The following is a 19,835-nucleotide window of genomic DNA, read 5'->3' as shown; positions in this document are numbered from 1 at the left end:
CTCTTTCAGGCGTTGCCGAAGTCGTTGTCGATCAGGGCGAACAGCTCGTCCGCTGTCGCCGTTTCCGTCGCCGTGGCGGTGTCGTCCGGTCCGGGTGGTGGTGCCTCGCCGCCCGGTACGCCGGCTCGCCGGCGCCAGCCGCGCAGCAGTTCGTCCAGTCGTTCGCCGACCCCGTCGGTGTCGGCCGCTCCGGGCGGGACGGCCGCGAGGAGCGCGGCCAGCCGGTCCAGCTCGGCCGGCAGCGGCGAGGGGGGTTCGGGCGCGGCGGACAGCTCCGCGTCCAGGTAGGCGGCGAGCGCCTCGGGCGTCGGGTGGTCGAAGACGACCGTCGGCGGGACGGTCAGCCCGGTCGCCTCACACAGCGCGTTCCTGAACCGCACCGCGAGCATCGAGTCGAAGCCGACCTCGGAGAAGGAGCGTTCCGGTCGCACCGGACCGGCTCCGGGATGGCCGAGGACCGCGGCCGCGTGCCGGATGACCAGGTCGGTCACCGCTTGACGGCGTGCCTGCCGGTCCAGCGGGGCCAGCCGGGCGGCCAGTCGTACGGCGGGGGTGCCCTCGTCGTCACCCGCGGCCTCCGGCGTGTCCTCGGCCGGCACCCCGGTGGCGGCCGGGACGGCCGTCCGGCCCGGTGTGGGCAGCCAGTACCGGTCGCGTTGGAAGGGGTAGGTCGGCAGCAGGACGGGTGCCGGGCCGCCCGGCCCGGGGGTCCCCGTCCAGGGCGACCAGTCCACCGGACCGCCGCCGGCCGCCCACGCCTCGGTCAGTGAGGCCAGCAGCCGGTCCCGGCCACCGTCGCCGCGCCGCAGCGTGCCGACCGCCGCCACCTCCCGCCCGGCCTCCGCGGCCACCGCCTCGATCCCGGCGAGCAGCACGGGATGCGGGCTGACCTCGACGAACAGGGTGTGACCCACGTCCAGCAGGGCGCGGGTCGCTCCGACGAAGTCGACCGGCTCGCGCAGGTTGCGGTACCAGTAGGCGGCGTCGAGCGATTCTCCGGCGACGGGTTCGCCGGTCACCGTCGAGTAGAGCGGGACGGCCGAGGCGCGGGGGCGTATCCCGGTGAGGGCTTCGCGCAGTTCGTCCTCGATCTCGGCGACCTGGGCCGAGTGGGCCGCGTAGTCCACCGGGATCGTCCTGGCCCGTACGCCTTCCCGGTCGCAGGCCGCGAGCAGGGCGGCCAGCTCCTCGGGCTCCCCGGCGACGACCACGGCTGCGGGGCCGTTCACCGCGGCCACGCACGCGCGTCCGCCGGCGGGCAGCAGGCTCGTGGTCCGCTCGGCGGAGGCGGCGACCGACACCATGCCGCCGCGTCCCGCCAGCCTCAGCAGCGCCCGGCTGCGCAGCGCCACCACGAGGGCCGCGTCGTCGAGCGACAGCGCTCCGGCGACGCAGGCGGCGGCGATCTCGCCCTGGCTGTGCCCGACGACCGCGTCCGGGGTGACCCCGGTGTCGCGCCAGTGCGCGGCCAGCGCGACCATCACCGCGAAGAGCACCGGCTGGACGACGTCCACGCGCTCGAGCGTCGGTGCGCCGGGCGCACCGCGCAGCACCTCGGTCAGGGACCAGTCGGTGTGTGGGGCGAGCGCCCGTTCGCAGGCGGCGATGGCGGCGGCGAACGCTCGGGAGGAGTCGAGCGCCGCCGCGGCCATGCCGGCCCACTGCGAGCCCTGGCCGGGGAAGACGAAGACCGTACGGCCGCCGCGCGCCCGGTCCTGCACGGCGTCGGGCGCGGGTTCTCCCGCCGCGAGGGCGTCCAGCCAGCCGAGGAGCGCGTCGCGGTCGCGGCCGGTGGCGGCTGCCCGGAAGGGCAGGGCGGGGCGGGTGGTGGCGAGCGCGCGGGCCAGTCCGGCGGCGCCCCCGTCGGGGTCGGCCCGCAGGTGCTCGCCCAGTCGGCGCGCCTGTCGGCGCAGGGCCGCAGGGGTCATGGCGGAGAGCAGCCACGGAACCGTGGTCCCGGTGCCCTCGGACGGTTCGCCGTGCGTGCCTTCGGGCAGCGGGGCGTCGGCGTCGGCGGGTGCCTCCTCCAGAACGGCGTGGGCGTTGGTGCCGCTCATGCCGAACGCGGAGACGCCGGCCCGGCGCGGCCGGTCCCCGTCCGGGGCGTCCCAGGGGCGGGCGTTCGCGAGCAGCCGGACCGCGCCGGCCGACCAGTCCACCCGGCTGGACGCCTCCTGTGCGTGCAGGGTGCCGGGGAGCACGCCGTTCCGCAGTGCGAGCACCGTCTTGATGACCCCGGCGACCCCGGCGGCGGCCTGGGTGTGCCCGATGTTGGACTTCAGCGACCCCAGCCACAGCGGGCGGTCGGCGGGCCGGTCCTGGCCGTAGGTGGCCAGGAGGGCCTGCGCCTCGATGGGGTCGCCCAGCACGGTGCCGGTTCCGTGCGCCTCGACCAGGTCGATGTCGGCGCCGGACAGTCCCGCCGTGGCCAGCGCGCTCCTGATCACCCGCTGCTGCGCGGGGCCGCTCGGGGCGGTGAGGCCGTTGCTGGCACCGTCCTGGTTCACCGCGGTGCCCCGTACCAGGGCGAGGACCGGATGCCCGAGGCGGCGGGCGTCGGAGAGGCGTTCCACGAGCAGGACGCCCACCCCTTCGCCCCAGCCCGTACCGTTCGCCCCTTCGGCGAAGGAGCGGCAGCGGCCGTCGGGTGACAGGCCCTGCTGGCGGCTGAACTCGACGAAGACGTCCGGGCTCGCCATCACCGCCGCGCCGCCGACCAGGGCGAACGAGCAGTCGCCGGCGCGCAGTGCCTGGCCGGCCAGGTGCAGTGCCACCAGGGAGGACGAGCAGGCCGTTTCCACGGTCACGGCGGGGCCGCCGAGTCCGAGGGTGTAGGCGACGCGGCCGGAGGCGACGCTGGTGACCGTGCCGCTGAGGAGGTGCCCCTCGACCTCGTCGGACGGGTTCTGCGGGCCGGTGCCGTAGCCCTGGGCGGCGACGCCGACGTAGACGCCGCCCTCGCTGCCGCGTACCGACGCGGGATCGAGTCCGGCCCGCTCCAGTGCCTCCCAGCTGGTTTCGAGCAGCAGTCGCTGCTGTGGGTCCATGGCCAGTGCTTCGCGCGGGGAGATGCCGAAGAACTCCGCGTCGAACTCGGCTGCCCCGTCCAGGAATCCGCCGCCGGTGGTGTAGAAGGTGCCCGGGTGCAGGGGGTCCGGGTCGTAGAGGGTGTCCAGCGGCCAGCCGCGGTCGGCGGGCAGCGCGGCGACCGCGTCCACCCCGTCGGCCACCAGTCGCCACAGGTCCTCGGGCGAGCGGACGCCGCCCGGGAATCGGCAGGCCATCGAGACGATCGCCAGGGGTTCGTCGGCCGCTCCGGGCCCGGCCGCGCCGTCGACGGAGGCTGCGGAGTCCGTCCCGGCCATGCCGGTCGTGCCGTCGGCGTCCGGTTCCGTGCCGCTCAGCGCGGCGAAGAGGTGCGCGGCGAGGGCGGCTGCCGTCGGGTGGTCGAAGACGGAGGTGAGCGCGAGCGGCAGAGCGGTGGCCTCGGCCAGCCGGTTGCGGAGTTCCACGGCGGTGAGCGAGTCGAAGCCCACCTCGCGGAACGGGCGGTCGGCCGCGAAGCCGGCGGCCGACTCGTGGCCCAGCACGGCGGCCGCTTCGCTCCGGACCAGCTCCGTCAGCAGTTTGCGGCCCTCCGGCTCGGACAGCCGATGCAGCCGGTGCAGCCACGACGGGTCGCCGCCCGTACCGGGTCCGGACCCGGCGGAGGTGTCCGCGGCTACGGGGCCGCCGTCCGCCGCCCGGGGCTCCGGGGCGGTCGGCAGACCGCGCAGCAGCGCACTGTCGCGCACTGAACCGAAGGTGGGCGCGAAGCGGCTCCAGTCCAGCTCGGCGACGACCGGTTCGCCCTCGTCCAGGGCCAGCGCCAGGCCGAGCGCGGAGAGCGCTGCGGCGGGGGCCATCGGCACCAGCCCGTGGCGGCGCAGGCCGTCGCCCACGGCGCCGTCGGCCATGCCCGCTCCGGCCCAGGGGCCCCAGGCCACCGAGGTCGCCGGCAGGCCCCGGCCGCGCCTCGCCGCGGCGAGGCCGTCCAGGTAGGCGTTGGCCGCCGCGTACGCGCCCTGGCCGCCGCTGCCCCAGGTGCCCGAGATCGAGGAGAACAGCACGAAGGCGTCCAGCGGGCGGCCTTCGAACAGGGCGTCGAGGTGGGCCGCGCCGCGTGTCTTGGCCGCCGTCCGCCGGGCCAGTTCCTCCGGCGTGCAGTCCATCAGCGCGGTGTCCGAGGTGAGTCCCGCGGTGTGCACCACAGCCCGTACGGTGTCGCCCTCCTCGCGCAGCCGCTCCAGGACCCGTTCCAGCGCGGTGCGGTCGGCGACGTCGCAGGCCACGAGGGTGCTCCGGGCGCCGAGCGCCGCCAGAGCGTCGACCAGCGCAGCGGCTCCGGGGGCCTCGGGGCCCCGTCGGCTGAGGAGGACGAGGTGTTCCGCGCCGCGCTCCGCGAGCCAGCGCGCCACCTGGGCGCCGAGGCCTCCGGTGCCGCCGGTGACGAGGACCGTGCCGCGCGGCGTCCACGGTGCGGGCGCGGGTGTCGCGGGCTCCGGCGCGGGGACGAGCCGGCGGCCCAACGGCAGCGGCGCGCGTACGGCCACCTGGTCCTCGCCGTCCTGTCCGGCCAGCACCGCGCACAGCCCGTCCAGCGCGGGCCCGTCCAGCAGCTCCGGCAGGTCGACCAGGCCGCCCCAGCGCCGCGGGTGCTCCAGTGCCGCCACCCGGCCCAGGCCCCACACCTGGGCCTGTTCGGGGCGGACCTCCTCCGTGCCGTGAGCCGCCACCGCGCCGCGGGTGGCGCACCACAGGGGTGCGTCGATGCCGCTTTCACCCAGTGCCTGGAGCAGCAGCAGGGTCCCGGTCAGGCAGGCGTCGAGGGTCCGCAGGCCCGGGTGGGGTCCCTCGGCCAGGGCCAGCAGGGACAGGACGCCCTCCAAGGCGCCGAACTCCGGGAGCAGCAAGGCCAGCTCAGCGCGCTCGACGGCGGCCCCGACCCGGATCACGACCACGTCGGCGCCGTGTCCGGCGAGAGCTTGTTCGCAGGCGAGTGCGGTGTCCTCGGCGCCGGGTCCGTCCGGGGTGACGAGCAGCCAGCGACCGGAGAGACGGGGCTCCGCGGGCGCGGTGAGCGGCTCCCATGCGATGCGGTAGCGGTGGGGGCCGGCGGGGACCGCGGTCCCCCGGCGGGAGCGCCAGGCGGCGGGGGCCGGGTCCAGCGCGGCTTCCGGCCAGAAGCGCCTGCGCTGGAAGGCGTAGGTGGGCAGGTCGACCCGCCGCACGTCGGTTCCGCTCCAGCCCGCCGACCAGTCCACCGCTACGCCGCGCAGGTGCAGCGAGGCGAGTGCGGTGCGGACGGCGTCCGGCTCGCCGCGGCCACCGCGCAGCAGCGGTACCGTCCCGGGGCCGCCGGGGGCGGGGCCGGAGGTGGTGGCGGAGGTGGGGTCGGGGAGGCAGGCCTGGAGCATGCCGGACAGCACGCCGCCCGGTCCGAGTTCGAGGTAGGTCGTCGCACCCTCGGCCCGCAGCCGGCGGGCCCCTTCCAGGAAGCGCACGGTGCCCCGGACGTGGCGTACCCAGTGGTCGGGGGAGCGGAGTTCCGCGGCCGTGGCCGTACGCCCGGTCAGGTTGGAGACGATCTCGATGCCGGGCGCGTGGTAGGTCAGCGACTCGGCCACCTCCCGGAACGCGTCGAGCATCCCGTCCATCCGGGCGGAGTGGAACGCGTGGCTCACGCTCAGGCGCCGGGTGCGCCGTCCGCGGGAGCGGAACGCCCCGGCCAGGCGCCGTACCGCGTCCGCGTCACCGGACAGGACCACGGAGGTGGGCCCGTTGACGGCGGCGATGTCCACCGCGTCCCGGCCCGGGTCGTGGTCCGCTTCGCGCTCCGGGACGGGGTGCCCGGTGCCGTCGTCCAGCAGGGCCCGGCGCACTTCCTCCTCGGTGGCCTCCACCGCCACCATCGCCCCGCCCTCGGGCAGTTCGTCCATCAGCCGTCCCCGGGCCGTCACCAGTGCGCAGGCGTCGGGCAGGTCCAGTACGCCCGCCGCGTGGGCGGCCGCGAGTTCGCCGACGGAGTGCCCCATCAGCAGGTCCGGCCGCACACCCCAGTGCCGTACGAGCCGGAACAGCGCCGTCTCCAGGGCGAACAACGCGGGCTGGGTGTACCGGGTGCGGTCGAGCAGATCCGCACCGGGGGTTCCGGGCTCGGCGAACAGGATGTCGCGCAGGCGCAGGTCGAGGTGCGGGTCCAAGCCGGTCAGCACCTCGTCGAGGGCGTCGGCGAACACCGGGTCGTCGCGGTAGAGCTCCGCACCGGCTCCGGCCCGCTGGCTGCCCTGTCCCGGGAAGAGGAAGGCGGTCCGGCCGGAGCGTACGGCGCCGCCGGTGAGCAGTCGGCCCGCTGCCGTGCCGCGCGCGAGCGCGGTGAGCGAGCGCCGGACGGATGCCCGGTCCCGTCCCAGGACGGCGGCCCGGTGTTCGAGCGGGGCTCGTCCCGTGGCGAGCGAGTAGGCGACGTCCGCCAGTTCGACGTCCGGGTCGGCGTCGAGCCGGGTCACCAGCCGGCCCGCCTGTGCCCGCAGTGCCTCCGGTGTCCTGGCCGAGAGCAGCAGCGGCACGGGCGGGCCGGTACGGCGGGCGGTGGGGGTGGCGGTGACCGCCGCGACGGCCATCGTGGCGGTCGCGGCGGTGTCCGAGGTGGGCACGGCCGGGGCGTCGGTCCGGTCCGGGGCGTCGGTCCGGTCCGGGGCGTCGGTCCGGTCCGGGGCGGGCACGACCGCGATGGCAGGCGCCTGCTCGACGATCGCGTGCGCGTTGGTGCCGCTGATGCCGAACGACGACACGCCCGCCCGACGCGGGCTCCCGGTCTCCGGCCACGGAGTGTGCTCGGTCAGCAGGCGGATGCCGCCGCCGGACCAGTCGACGTGCGGGTTCGGCGTCCCGGCGTGAAGGGTTCCCGGCAGTTCGCCGTGGCGGATGGCCAGCACCATCTTCATCACCCCGGCCACCCCGGCCGCCGCCTGGGTGTGCCCGATGTTCGACTTCACCGAGCCGAGCCACAGCGGACGGTCCGCCGTGCGCGCCGGTCCGTGGACGGCCTGGAGCGCCTGCGCTTCGATGGGGTCGCCGAGCCTCGTGCCGGTGCCGTGGGCCTCGACCGCGTCGATCTGGTCGGCGCGCAGCGCGGCGTCGGCCAGGGCGGCGCGGATGACCTGCTGCTGGGACGGGCCGTTGGGAGCGGTGAGCCCGTTGCTGGCGCCGTCCTGGTTCACGGCGGTGCCGCTGATCAGCGCGAGTACGGGGTGGCCGTGGCGCAGGGCGTCGCTGTGGCGCTCCAGCAGCAGCACTCCGGCGCCTTCGCCCCAGCCCGTGCCGTCCGCCTCCGCCGAGAACGCCTTGCACCGTCCGTCGGCGGCGAGCCCGCGCTGACGGCTGAACTCCACGAAGAGCCGCGGGGTGCTCATCACCGTCACCCCGCCCGCGAGGGCCTGCTCGCAGTCGCCGCGCCGCAGTGCCTGCACGGCCAGGTGGAGCGCCACCAGCGACGAGGAGCACGCGGTGTCGACGGTGAGTGAGGGCCCCTGGAGGCCGAGGACGTAGGACAGCCGCCCCGAGAGCACGCTGGCCGTGTTCCCGGTCAGCAGATGACCCTCGGACACTCCCTCGGCGCCCTCCAGCAACGCGGAGTAGTCCTGGCCGTTGGTACCGATGTAGACGCCGACCTGCCGGTCCTTCAGCGCGGTCGGATCCTGCCCGGCGCCCTCGACCGCCTCCCAGGCGGTTTCCAGGAGCAGCCGCTGCTGCGGGTCCATGGCCAGGGCCTCGCGCGGCGAGATGCCGAAGAACTCCGCGTCGAACTCGGGGACATCGTGCAGGAAGCCGCCCTGCCTGCTGTACGTGGTGCCGGCGCGGTCGGGGTCCGGGTCGTACAGCCCCTCGGTGTCCCAGCCCCGGTTCGACGGCCAGTCGCCGACGGCGTCGGTGCCCTTGGAGAGCAGGTGCCAGAAGTCCTCGGGCCGTGTGACCCCGCCGGGGAAGCGGCAGCCCATGCCGACGATCGCGATCGGCTCGTTGCTGCCGGGCTCCGCCGCCCGGCTCGGCTCGGCGCCGACGGGGCCGGCGGGGCCGGCGGGGCCGGCGGTACCGCTCGCCGTGTCCGGCAGGTCCAGGTCCGCGAGCAGCCGGCCGGCCAGGGCCGACGGTGTGGGATGGTCGAACAGGACGGTCGCGGGCAGGGCCAGTCCGGTGACGGCGGCGAGCCGGTTGCGCAGTTCCACCGCCGTCAGCGAGTCGAAGCCGAGCGCGGAGAACGCCCTTCCGGGCTGGACCGTGTCGACGTCGGGGTGGCGCAGGACCGTCGCCGCGTGGGTGCGCACCAGTTCGGTGAGGGTCCCGACCCGGTCCTCGTGGCGCGGCAGTACGGCGATCCGCTGCCGCAGGCCGTCGGCGGAGCCGCCGCCTTCGCGGGCCGCCGACGGTGCGGTGGTGTCCGGGGCGGGCCTCGCGGCAGCCGGGTCCGGTATCCCGTCGAGCAGGGCGGCGGACCGCAGGCCCATGCCCGTGGTGAAGCGCCTCCAGTCGACATCGGCGACCACGACCAGCGCGTCGTCCTCCGCGAGGGCTCGGCCGATCGCGGTGACGGCCGTTTCGGGCTCCATCACCGGCATGCCGAGGTCCCGCAGCCGCGCGGCGACGTCGTCCGCCAGCATGCCCGGCCCGGCCCAGGCGCCCCAGGCCACGGACGTGCCGGGCAGCCCGGCGGCCCGGCGGGCGGCGACGAGCGCGTCGACAGCCGCGTTGGCGGCCGCGTAGTTGCCCTGCCCGGCGTTGCCCACGACGCCCATCACCGACGAGAACACCACGAAGGCCGACAGGTCGAGACCCGCGGTGGCCTCGTGCAGGTTCCGTGCGGCGGTCAGCTTGGCGCGCAGCACCACGGCGAGCCGCGCGGGGTCCAGCGCGTCGAGCACACCGTCGTCGAGGACGCCCGCTGCGTGGATGACGGCGGACAGCGGGTACCGCGCCGGGATGCCGGCGACCAGCGCCGCCAGTGCGTCCGGGTCGGCGACGTCGCAGGCCGCGAAGGTCACTTCGGCGCCCAGCGCCGTCAGTTCCGCCCGTAGCGCGTCCGTACCGGGTGCGTCGGCACCGCGACGGCTGACCAGCAGCAGCCGCTCCGCGCCCTGGCCCGCGAGCCAGCGCGCCGTGTGCGAGCCGACGCCACCGGTGCCACCGGTGACGAGGACGGTGCCCTGCCATCGCGGTCGCGTCCGCCCCCGGACGGCCGCGCCACCCTTGCGAGCCTTCGGCGGCGCGGACGACGCGGGCCGGAGGCGGCGTCCGTGGACCCCGGTGGAGCGCACCGCCACCTGCTCCTCGTCGGCCACGGCTCCCGCGAGCACCGCGCACAAGCGGCGGGCCGCGCGTACGTCCAGCGCCTCGGGCAGGTCGATCAGACCGCCCCGGCGGTGCGGGTGCTCCAGCGCCAGCGTCCGGCCCAGGGCGGCGGACGCGGCCTGACCGACGTGTCCGGGCCGCTCCACGCCGCCCAGGACCGCCGTTCCCTTCGTCAGCGTCCAGAGCCGGGCGTGGATGCCCGCGTCCTCCAGCGCCTGGGCCAGCGCGAGGGTCAGCGCCGGACCACCGGGCAGGTCGGGGTGTTCGGGATGGGGGCGCTCCTCCCAGGACAGCAGGGACAGCGCGCCGGCGATCGGCTGCTCCCCGGCGGTCTTCGTGAGCAGAGCGGCCAGTTGTTCGCGGGTCGTGCCCGGATCGGCGACGACGCACGGGAGGAGGTCGGCTCCGGCCTCGCCGAGGGTGTCCAGGACGGCCGCCGCGTCGTCGCCCTCGGGACGCAGGGCGAGCCAGCGACCGGGGAGGCCGTCCGCCGGCGCGACCGACAGGGGTGCCCAGGCGACGTGGTAGCGCCAGGACTCCGCCCTCCGTTCACGGTTCCTGGCGGATCGCCAGGTCGTCAGGGCGGGCAGGACTTCGTCCAGGGCCGCACGGCCGACCCCGAGGGTTTCGGCGAGCCGGGCGGGGTCCTCGAGTTCCAGGTCGTCCCAGCGGTCTTCGGCGGGGGCGGCCGGAACGGCGACGGGGGCCGTCAGCCAGTAGCGCCGCCGCTGGAAGGCGTACGTCGGCAGGTCCACCCGCCGCCCCTCCGGGAACGCCGCCGACCAGTCCACCTCCAAGCCGCACTCCCACCCGCGGCCCACCGCGCGCAACACCTGCTCCAGGCCGCCTTCTTCACGCCGCAACGTCCCCAGCACCGCGGCGTCCGCACCGGCGGCCTCCACCGACTCCCCCACCGCCACGCCCAGCACCGGGTGCGGGCTGGACTCGATGAAGACGCGGTGCCCGGCCGCGAGGAGCGCGCGGGTCGCCTGCTCGAACTCGACGGTCTCCCGCAGATTCCGGTACCAGTACCCGGCATCAAGGGACTTCGTGTCCAACAGGCCACCCGTCACGCTCGAATAGAACGGCACCGCACCGGAAAGAGGCACGATGCCTCCCAGGTCGGAGAGCAACCGCTCACGGATCTCCTCCACGTGCGAGGAGTGCGACGCGTAATCGACCTCGATCAACCGCGCCCGCACACCCTCCCCCACCAGGACCTCGACCAGCTCCGCCACCGCGTCCGCGTCACCCGCCACCACCGTCGACGACGGACCGTTCACCGCCGCCACCGACAGTCGGCCCGCCCAGGAAACAATCCGCTCCCGCACCTCCCCCACCGGCAGAGGCAACGACGCCATCCCACCACGGCCCGCGAGCACCTTGATCGCGCGGGAACGCAACGCCACCACCCGCGCCCCTTCCTCCAGACTCAGACCACCCGCCACACAAGCAGCAGCGATCTCACCCTGCGAATGACCCACCACCGCGTCCGGAACAACACCGAACGAACGCCACACCTCCGCCAGCGACACCATCACCGCCCACAACACCGGCTGCACCACATCCACCCGCGCCAGCAACCGCTCCGAACCCAACGCCTCCGTCAACGACCAGTCGACATAAGGCGCCAGAGCCCGACCACACTCCGCCATCCGCCCCGCGAACACCTCCGACTCACCCAACAACTCCGCAGCCATCCCCACCCACTGCGAACCCTGACCCGGAAACACCAACACCACACGACCCGACGACACCCCGGCACCGCCGGCCACCGATCCCGGTGCCAAACGCCCCTCCGCCAGCGCCTTCACCCCACCGAGCAACTCACTCCGGTCCCCGCCCACCACCACCGCACGGTGTTCGAAGCACGCACGCCCCACCGCCAGCGAGTAGCCCACGTCCGCCATGTCGAGCCCGGGCTCCGCCACCACCCGTGCCGCCAACGCCTCCGCCTGCGCCCGCAGAGCCTCCGCACTGCGCGCCGACACCGGCCACACCACCGTCCCCGGACGCCGGGCACCCTCCACCGCCCCGACCGGAGCCTCGGCCGGCGCAGACTCCAAGATCACGTGAGCGTTGGTCCCGCTGATGCCGAAGGAGGACACACCCGCCCGGCGCGGACGCCCCGTTTCGTCCCACGCACGGGCCTCCGTCAGCAGTCGGCCGGCCCCCGCCGACCAGTCCACCTCGGGCGTCGGACCGTCCACGTGCAACGTCTTCGGCATCACACCGTGCCGCATCGCCAGCACCGACTTGATGACACCGCCCACACCCGCCGCGGCCTGGGCATGGCCGATGTTGGACTTCAGCGAACCGATCCACACCGGACGGTCCACCGGACGGTCCTGCCCGTACGTCGCCAGCAGCGCCTGCGCCTCGATCGGGTCGCCCAACCGCGTCCCCGTACCGTGCGCCTCCACCACATCCACCTCGGACACCGACAACCCCGCGTCCGCCAGCGCCGCACGGATCACCCGCTGCTGCGACGGACCGTTCGGCGCCGTCAGACCATTGCTCGCACCGTCCTGATTCACCGCCGAACCACGGATCACCGCCAGCACCGGATGCCCGTTGCGCCGCGCGTCCGACAACCGCTCCACCAGCACCATGCCCACGCCCTCGGCCAGGCCGAAGCCGTCGGCGGCTGCCGCGAAGGCCTTGCAGCGGCCGTCCGGGGCCAGACCGCCCTGACGGCTGAACTCCACGAGCATGCCGACCGTGGACATCACGGTCACGCCGCCGGCCAGCGCAAGCGAGCACTCGCCCGACCGCAGCGCCCGTACCGCGAGGTGAAGGGCCACCAGCGAGGAGGAGCACGCCGTGTCCACGGTGACCGCCGCTCCCTCCAGACCGAGGGTGTAGGCCAGTCGGCCCGACGCGACGCTTCCGGTGTTGCCGGTCAGCAGGTGGCCGCCCTCGTCGGCGCCCTGTTCGAGAGAGGGCCCGTAGTCCATGGTCATCGCCCCGACGTAGACGCCCGTCGGGGTCCGCCGCAGGGTGGCCGGGTCGATCCCGGCCCGTTCCAGCACCTCCCAGGTGGTCTCCAGCAGCAGCCGCTGCTGCGGGTCCATCGCCGCCGCCTCGCGCGGCGAGATGCCGAAGAACTCCGCGTCGAACTCGGCCGCACCGGCGAGCGAACCCGCCTCTCGCTGGTAGTACCGGCCCGGCGTCCCTGGTGCGGGGTCGTACCGTCCGGCGGTGTCCCAGCCGCGGTCGTCGGGCAGCGCGGAGACCGCGTCGGCACCTGCCGCCACCAGCTCCCAGAGTTCGTCGGGGCTGCCGACACCGCCGGGGTAGCGGCAGCCCATGCCGACGATCACCACGGGGTCGTCGTCCTCGGCCCGCCGCACCGGCTCGTCCGCGTCCGTGTTCCCGTCGGGCCGGTCGCCGCTGATCCCGGCGCAGAGGTACGCGGTCAGGGCCGCCGGTGTCGGGCAGTCGAAGACGACCGTCGCCGGGATGCGCAGCGCCGTCGCCGCACTCAGCCGGTTGCGCAGTTCCACGGCGGTGACGGAGTCGAATCCCAGGTCGAGGAAGGCCAGGTCGGCGGGGACCGGATCGGACCGCCCGGTCAGCGCGGCGATCTCCTCGCCCACCAGCCGTGCCAGCGCGGCACGCCGCTCCGGTACGTCCAGTCCGGCCAGCTCCGCGCGGAACGCGATGCCGGCATCCCGGTGACCGCCCGCGCCGCCCGCGCCGACCGGCCCGTTCGCGTCCCCCGGGCCGGGCTCCGCGAGCGCCGCCAGGGCAGCCGCCGGCAGTTCCCGTACCCGGGCGTGCTGCCCGGCGAACAGCACGTCCCGTTCCGGGGTGACACCGCGCACGTACAGGTCACCGAGCGAGGTCAGGAACCGGCCCGGACCGCCCTGGTCCCGGCGCAGCGTCCCGAGGACGGCGGCCCGTGCACCGTGTTCCTCCGCGCAGTCCGTGAGGGCGGAGGTCAGCACGGTGTGCGGGCTGACCTCCAGCAGGACGCCGTACCCGTCCCGCAGCAGGGCCCCGGCCGCCTGGTGGAACCTGACCGTGTTGCGCAGGTTGCGGCACCAGTAGTCGGCGTCCAGGGCCGGGACGTCCAGTCGTTCCCCGGTCAGTCCGGAGTAGTAGGGCAGATGCGGTGTGCGGGGCCGGATCGGTGCGAGGTCGGCGCGCATCCGGGGGACGATCGCGTCGATGTGGGGGGAATGGGCGGCCAGGCCCACCGCGATCCGCCGTGCGTGCACCGCGTCCGAGGCCAGGTCGGCGAGGAGTTCGGCCGCGGCGTCGCGGTCGCCGGAGACGATCACGGACCGCGGGCCGTTGTACGCGGCGACGACGAGGCGGCCGTCCCAGCGGCGCAGCCGCGGCTCGACCTCGCCGGCCGGGGCCATGACGGAGACCATGTCGCCCTGCCCGGCCAGGGTCGCCTGGGCCTGGCTCCACAGCGCCACCACCCGCGCGGAGTCGTCCAGGGACAGCGCGCCGCAGACCGCGGCGGCGGTGACCTCGCCGACGCTGTGCCCGAGCACGGCGGCCGGTTCCACACCGTGGGACCGCCACAGCGCGGCGAGCGACACCGTCACGGCGAACAGCAGGGGCTGCACCACGTCGGCCCGGTCCCCGGCGGGTGCGCCCGGCGCGTCCGGGTCGCGGAGCACGTCGATCGGCGACCAGTCGACGAACGGTTCCAGGGCCTGCGCGCAGGCGTCCATCCGGTCGCGGAACACCGTGGAGGTGTCCAGCAGGTCGACCGCCATCCGGGGCCATTGCGCGCCCTGTCCGGGAAACACGAAGGCGACCCGGCGGCCTGCCCCTGCGGCGCCCTCCACCAGGCCGGGCATGCTCCTGCCGTCGGCGAGCGCGTCCAGCCGCTGCAGGAATCCGTCACGGCCGTCCGCCACCAGTGCCGCCCGCCGGCTCCCCTCGGACGCGGTGCGGGCGAGGGTGAACGCGATGTCCTGGGGACTCCAGTCGTCACGACCGGCCAGGTACGCGTGCAGGCCGCGCGCGCCGGCCGCCAGCGACTCCTTGCCACTGCCGGCCAGTGTCCACAGCAGCGGTGCTTCCGTACCGTCGGGGTGCGCCATCGTGTGTTCGGACTCCTTCACGCGAGCAGGACCATCAGTCGCCGGATCGTGGCGGGGCGCCCGCTCCCACGGGTCGCGCGGCGACCGGGACGCCTTCGTCATGCCCGGCGTGTACCGCCACCGGACCTGCGACGTCGATCTTGCCCAAGTCGCATAGCGGCCCGATAGCGCAGGCCGCGACACGACGCGGATACGGGGAGCGGGCGGGTCACGGAGCCGCGGGAGAGCCGCGCGCACCCCGTGGGGCGGGTCAGCCGTGCGTTCCGGCGGACCGCTGCGGGCCCGGGGTCCGGGTCATCCCCAGCTCCCGCCAGATCCCGTCCAGCGCCGCGACGAACTCCTCGACCTCCGAGGGCTGGTGGACGGCGCCGGGCGCGCTCCTGAGGATCTCCTGGCCCGCGCGCACGCTCGGCGCGTTGATGGCCTGTACGTAGATGCCGTGGCGTTCCAGCAGCAGGGCGGAGATCCGGCGGGCGAGTGCGTCGTCCCCGACGAAGATCGAGACGATGTGGGACTCGTCGGAGACGAAGGGGATTCGGTGTTCGGTGAGCAGCCGGTGCGTCAGTCGCGCGTTCTCGCGGAGCCGGTCGCGTTCCTCGTTCGAAGCCCGCAGGTGCCGGACCGCGGCGAGCGCGCCCGCCACGACCGCCGGTGGCAGGGCAGTGGTGAAGATGAAGGAGCGGGACAGGCCGCGCACCGCGTCGACCAGCTCGGCGGGACCGGCGATGTATCCGCCGGTGGTGCCGAATCCCTTGGCGAGTGTTCCCATGATCACGGTGAACTCGTCCGCGATACCCAGGCTCGCGGCGATACCGGCGCCCTCCGGCCCGTACATTCCGACCGCGTGGACCTCGTCGAGGAAGGTCATCGCGCCGTGCTCGCGGGCGATCCGGGCGATCTCGGCGAGCGGGGCGACATCACCCGCCATCGAGTAGACCGACTCCATGACGATCATCTTCGGCCGGTCGGGATCGGTGGCGGATATCAGCTCTTCCAGATGCGCCGTGTCGTTGTGGCGGAAGATATGCTTCTCGGCGCCGCTGTGGCGGAGTCCGTCGATGATCGAGGCGTGGTTCATCTCGTCGGAGAAGACGGCGCAGTTCCCCAGCCGGCCGGCGAGGACGGTGAGGGCTCCGTCATTGGCGGGCGGCGGAGTTGACCGTCCTGGTCCGGTCGGCCGCGCAGGCCCTGCACCGGCACGCCGGCGGGACCGGCGGCGAGGCTGTGGTCGCCATCCTGACCGTCACCAACACCGCCCCGACCCTGGTCCTGCGGTACGCCGCGAATCTGGTCGGGGCCACGGTGGTCCATCTGCACACCACCAACGCGGTCGACCCGGCGGACCACCTGGCCACCGGCGCCGAGCTCAAGATCCTCCGGGAGACCGGTGCGACGTACCTGGCCGTCGACGCGGAGAACCTCGCCACCGCCCGTGAGCTGCGCGAGCGGCTGGGCACTCCGCTCGCCCTCGTCGCCCTCGGCGATCTCGGCCCCGATGTCCTGGACCTGACGGCCGGGGACCCGGACGCGCTGGACCCGGCCGGCATCGAGATCGGACTCGACCGGCCCGCGGTGGTGACCTACACGAGCGGGACGACCGGCGAGCCGAAGGGCATCGCCTTCGACTTCCGGACCCGCAACGGCTTCATCTCCGCCGGACTCCAGATGGGCTGGCGGTCCGTCTACCTGGCCTGCCTCCCGCTCAGCCACTCCAGCGGCGCCACGGCCGACGACTCACTCGCGTCCGGCGGCTCGGTGGTCCTGCGGGACGGCTTCGACCCGGGCGACACGCTGCGCTCCATAGAGCGGCACGGGATCACCCGGATGCTGCTCTCCCCTCCCCAGCTGTACCTGCTGATGGACCATCCCGAGGTGGGCTCGACCGACCTGTCCAGTCTCCGGATGGTCACGTACGTGGGCTCCCCCGCGTCCCCCGAGCGACTGGCCGAGGCGGTCAAGCTCTTCGGCGACGTGCTGATCCAGGTGTACGCGACCAGCGAGGCGGGCTTCGTCAGCATGCTCTCGCCCGCCGAGCACCTCGACCCCCGGCTGCGGGTCACGGTCGGCCGCCCGATGCCCGACTGGGTCCGGATCACCGATCCGGGCGACCACCGTGACCTGCCGCCCGGCGAGATCGGCGAGGTCTGCGTACGGTCGCCCTTCACGATGAGCGCGTACGTGGCCGAGCCCGAACTCACCGCCCGGACCGTACGGGACGGCTGGGTGCACACCGGTGACCTCGGCTTCGTCGACGGTGACGGCTACCTTCACCTGCGCGGCCGGATCGGCGAGGTGCTCAAGACCAATGGCATCAAGATCCATCCGGTGACGGTGGAGAACGCCTTCCTGGCCCATCCCGATGTGGCGCAGGCCGCCGTCTTCTGCGTCCGGGACCGGGACCGGATCGAGTACCTGCACGCCGCCGTGGTGCTGCGCGAGGCGGGCACGGCCGACCCCGACGAACTGGCGGAACACATCCGGGCCACCATCTCGCCCAAGCACGTCCCCGCGCAGATCCGCATCCGCTCCACCCTGCCCCTCACCGGCGTCGGCAAACCGGACAAGGCGCGGCTGGCCGTGGAAGCGAGCGGGTGACACCCCATGACCCTCTCCGTGGCGGCCGTACTCGCCGAATCCGCGCTACGGCGGCCGGAGCACCCGGCGGTCGTGTTCGGTACGCGGAAGATCACCTACCGCGAGCTGTGGGACGGGGCGCGGAGGTACGCGGCGGCGCTGCGCGCGCGGGGCATCGTCCCCGACGACAAGGTGGCGCTGCTGCTGCCCAACACACCGCACTTCCCGCTCGCCTACTTCGGTGTGCTCGCGCTCGGCGCGATCGCGGTCCCGGTCCACACCCTGCTCCGGGCGGACGAGATCGCGTACGTCCTGAAGGACTCCGGGGCGGCGGCGCTGATCTGCGCCGCCCCGCTCCTGGCCGAGGGCGGCAAGGCTGCGGAGACGGCCGGCACGCCCGTGCTCACCGTCATGGAGGAAGAAGGGGACGAGGAAGAGGGGGGCGCCCGCGCGCCGCGGCTGGACGCGCTCGCGGCGCGGAGCCACCCGATCGACCGTCAGGTACCGCGCAACCCCGGGGACATCGCGCTGGTCCTCTACACCTCCGGCACCACCGGCCGGCCCAAGGGCGCCCTGCTCACGCATCTCAACGTGGTGATGAACGTCGACACGACCATGCTGTCGCCGTTCGACTTCACCGCGGACGACGTCCTGCTCGGCTGTCTGCCGCTGTTCCACACCTTCGGTCAGATCTGCGGCATGAACACCTGCTTCCGGGCGGGGGCGACGCTGGTGCTGATGCCACGGTTCGACGGACCGGGCGCGCTGGACCTCATGGTGCAGGAGGACTGCACCATGTTCATGGGGGTCCCGACGATGTACACGGCGCTCCTCGACGCGGCCCGCGCCGACCCGCGCAGGCCCGCGCTCGACCGCGCGTTCTCCGGGGGCGCCGCGCTGCCGGTGGCGGTCCTGGACGCGTTCCGGGAGACGTTCGGCTGCCCGGTCCTCGAAGGGTACGGGCTGACCGAGACGTCTCCGGTGGTGGCCTACAACCAGAAGGCGTGGCCGCTCAGACCGGGCACGGTGGGCCGGCCGATCTGGGGCGTCGAGGTCGAGATCGCCAGAGCGGAGGTGGAGGACAGGATCGAGCCGGTGCCCGCCGGCGAGACGGGGGAGATCGTCATCCGGGGGCACAACGTGATGGCCGGCTACCTGAACCGGCCGGAGGCCACCGCCGAGGCCATCGTGGACGGCTGGTTCCGCTCGGGCGACCTCGGCGTCAAGGACGACGAGGGCTATCTGTCCGTCGTCGACCGCAAGAAGGACGTCGTGCTGCGCGGCGGATACAACGTCTACCCGCGCGAGGTGGAGGACGTCCTCGCCCGCCACCCGGCGATCGCCCAGGCAGCCGTCGTCGGGCTCCCCCACCCCGTCCACGGCGAGGAGGTGTGCGCGGTGGTGAGGGCCCGCCCCGGCAGCGCGCCGGGCCCGGCCCTCGGCGCCGAGATCGTCGCCTGGTCCAGGGAGCGGATGGCGCCGTACAAGTACCCGCGGCGGGTGGAGTTCGTCGACGCCTTCCCCCTCGGCCCCAGCGGCAAGGTGCTCAAACGGGAGCTGGTCGCCCGGCTGAGCGCCGCGGATCCGGACGAGCCGCCGGGCGACCGGCCGCGCCCGCACTGAGCCCGCGCCCAGGCGGTCGAACGGGTGCGGCCCGATCGGGCCGCACCCCCGCCACCTCCCGTACCCACGGATGCTCCGTCCGGCGTGCGCACCCCGGTCCGGGGCGGGCTACGGCCTGGTGTCGTAGAGGTTGAGCCCGCCGATGATGTCCGAGCCGTCGACCCAGAACTCGCTCCTGTTGCCGTACCGGTCGTAGGCGGCGATCTCCAGCGTGTACCACTCCCCCCAGTCCGTCAGCGGCCCGTTCGGGAGGTGCCAGCCGTCGCCGCCGGTGGTGGAGTGCACCCAGGTGAAGCACAGGTAGCGCTCGGGGTAGCTCCGGTCGTAGATCCTCGCGTAGTCCCACCACTTGTTCCCGTCGGGGAAGTTGACGACCTCGCCCAGGCTGTGGCCGTCCGACGGGACGTAGTACGCGGAGTCGTGCGGCTCCTGGTTCCAGACGTAGCCGCCGTAGAAGTTCTTGCGGTGGTTGTCGGACGGGATGTGGCTGGAGAAGAACCCCTGGTAGCCGGACTGGCTGAAGCAGTTCCACACCTTGAAGGTGACGAAGTGGTTGTCCCTGGAGTCCAGCGACAGGTAGTAGTTCCAGGCGTCCGTCGTCACGTACTTGGTGTTGCCGCCGTACTTGGTCGTCGTGCGCGCGTACTCCCAGCTGACGTCCCCCCGCCGGTACACCACGGCCGACCTCGGCTTGAGCGTGACCTTGTCGTGGAACGTGCCGTTGAGGGAGCTCGTGACGCTGTCGTCGGTATCGGTCCTGACCAGAACACCGATCGACTTCGGGTTCGCCACCCCGGACCCGCAGTACACGTAGAAGGTGATCTGCTGGATCCCGTTCTCCGTGGTGGACACCACGGCGCGTTCCTCGGAAACGGAGTCGGGGGCGGAGTCGGAGTCCGTGGACCCGGGAATCGCGGTGAACTGGTTCGCGCTGTCCGTGTAGGACCAGCTCGAGCCGCTCTTCCAGGAGAGCGTCGACTCGTCGACGTAGTCGATGAGCCACATCCGGGAGAGCAGGTGCCCGGGGTCGACCCAGATGACCTCCGCGTCCTCGTCGGTCGGCTGGATGCTGACCGTGACGGCGATCCTGTTCTGTCCGTTCGCGTAGATGTCGCAGTTCTGATAACCGCTCTCGAGTACGACCGAGAGCGTCGACACACCTGTCCAGGTCGGCATGCGCTGTCT

General features: G+C 74.1%; 4 protein-coding genes and 1 pseudogene. 2 read left to right on the top strand and 3 right to left on the bottom strand.

Features of this window, described 5'->3' with window-relative positions; genetic code table 11:
* Positions 1-5: 5 nt before the first annotated feature.
* Positions 6-14,453 carry a type I polyketide synthase gene (locus ACFVUH_RS13365; protein WP_387913102.1) on the bottom strand — a complete coding sequence of 4,816 codons (14,448 nt, stop codon included), beginning with the start codon at positions 14,451-14,453 and terminating at the stop codon, positions 6-8.
* A 250-nt stretch (positions 14,454-14,703) separates the two neighbouring features.
* Positions 14,704-15,597, bottom strand: a pseudogene (hemA, locus tag ACFVUH_RS13360) (5-aminolevulinate synthase); the annotation flags it as partial.
* 11 nt (positions 15,598-15,608) lie between these two features.
* On the opposite strand from hemA, the gene ACFVUH_RS13355 reads away from it, so the two are divergent.
* Together ACFVUH_RS13355 and ACFVUH_RS13350 are read left to right on the top strand one after the other, a co-directional pair.
* The gene (locus ACFVUH_RS13355) at positions 15,609-17,048 is read left to right on the top strand and encodes a fatty acid--CoA ligase family protein (protein ID WP_387913100.1); all 1,440 of its coding nucleotides are present in this window, start codon (positions 15,609-15,611) and stop codon (positions 17,046-17,048) included.
* A 6-nt stretch (positions 17,049-17,054) separates the two neighbouring features.
* Positions 17,055-18,650, top strand: coding sequence for a long-chain fatty acid--CoA ligase (locus ACFVUH_RS13350; protein ID WP_387913098.1), 1,596 nt, complete (start codon positions 17,055-17,057; stop codon positions 18,648-18,650).
* 108 nt (positions 18,651-18,758) lie between these two features.
* Here ACFVUH_RS13350 and ACFVUH_RS13345 read toward each other — a convergent pair whose 3' ends face one another.
* A complete protein-coding gene (locus tag ACFVUH_RS13345) occupies positions 18,759-19,826 on the bottom strand; it encodes a hypothetical protein (protein ID WP_387913096.1) in 1,068 nt (355 codons plus the stop codon).
* Between the last annotated feature and the right edge of the window lie 9 nt (positions 19,827-19,835).

Source organism: Kitasatospora sp. NPDC058032 (assembly GCF_042885845.1).
In the GTDB taxonomy this organism is placed as follows: domain Bacteria; phylum Actinomycetota; class Actinomycetes; order Streptomycetales; family Streptomycetaceae; genus Kitasatospora.
The sequence above is the reverse complement of the archived record's forward strand: the minus strand, read 5'-3'. Positions and strand labels throughout refer to the sequence as shown.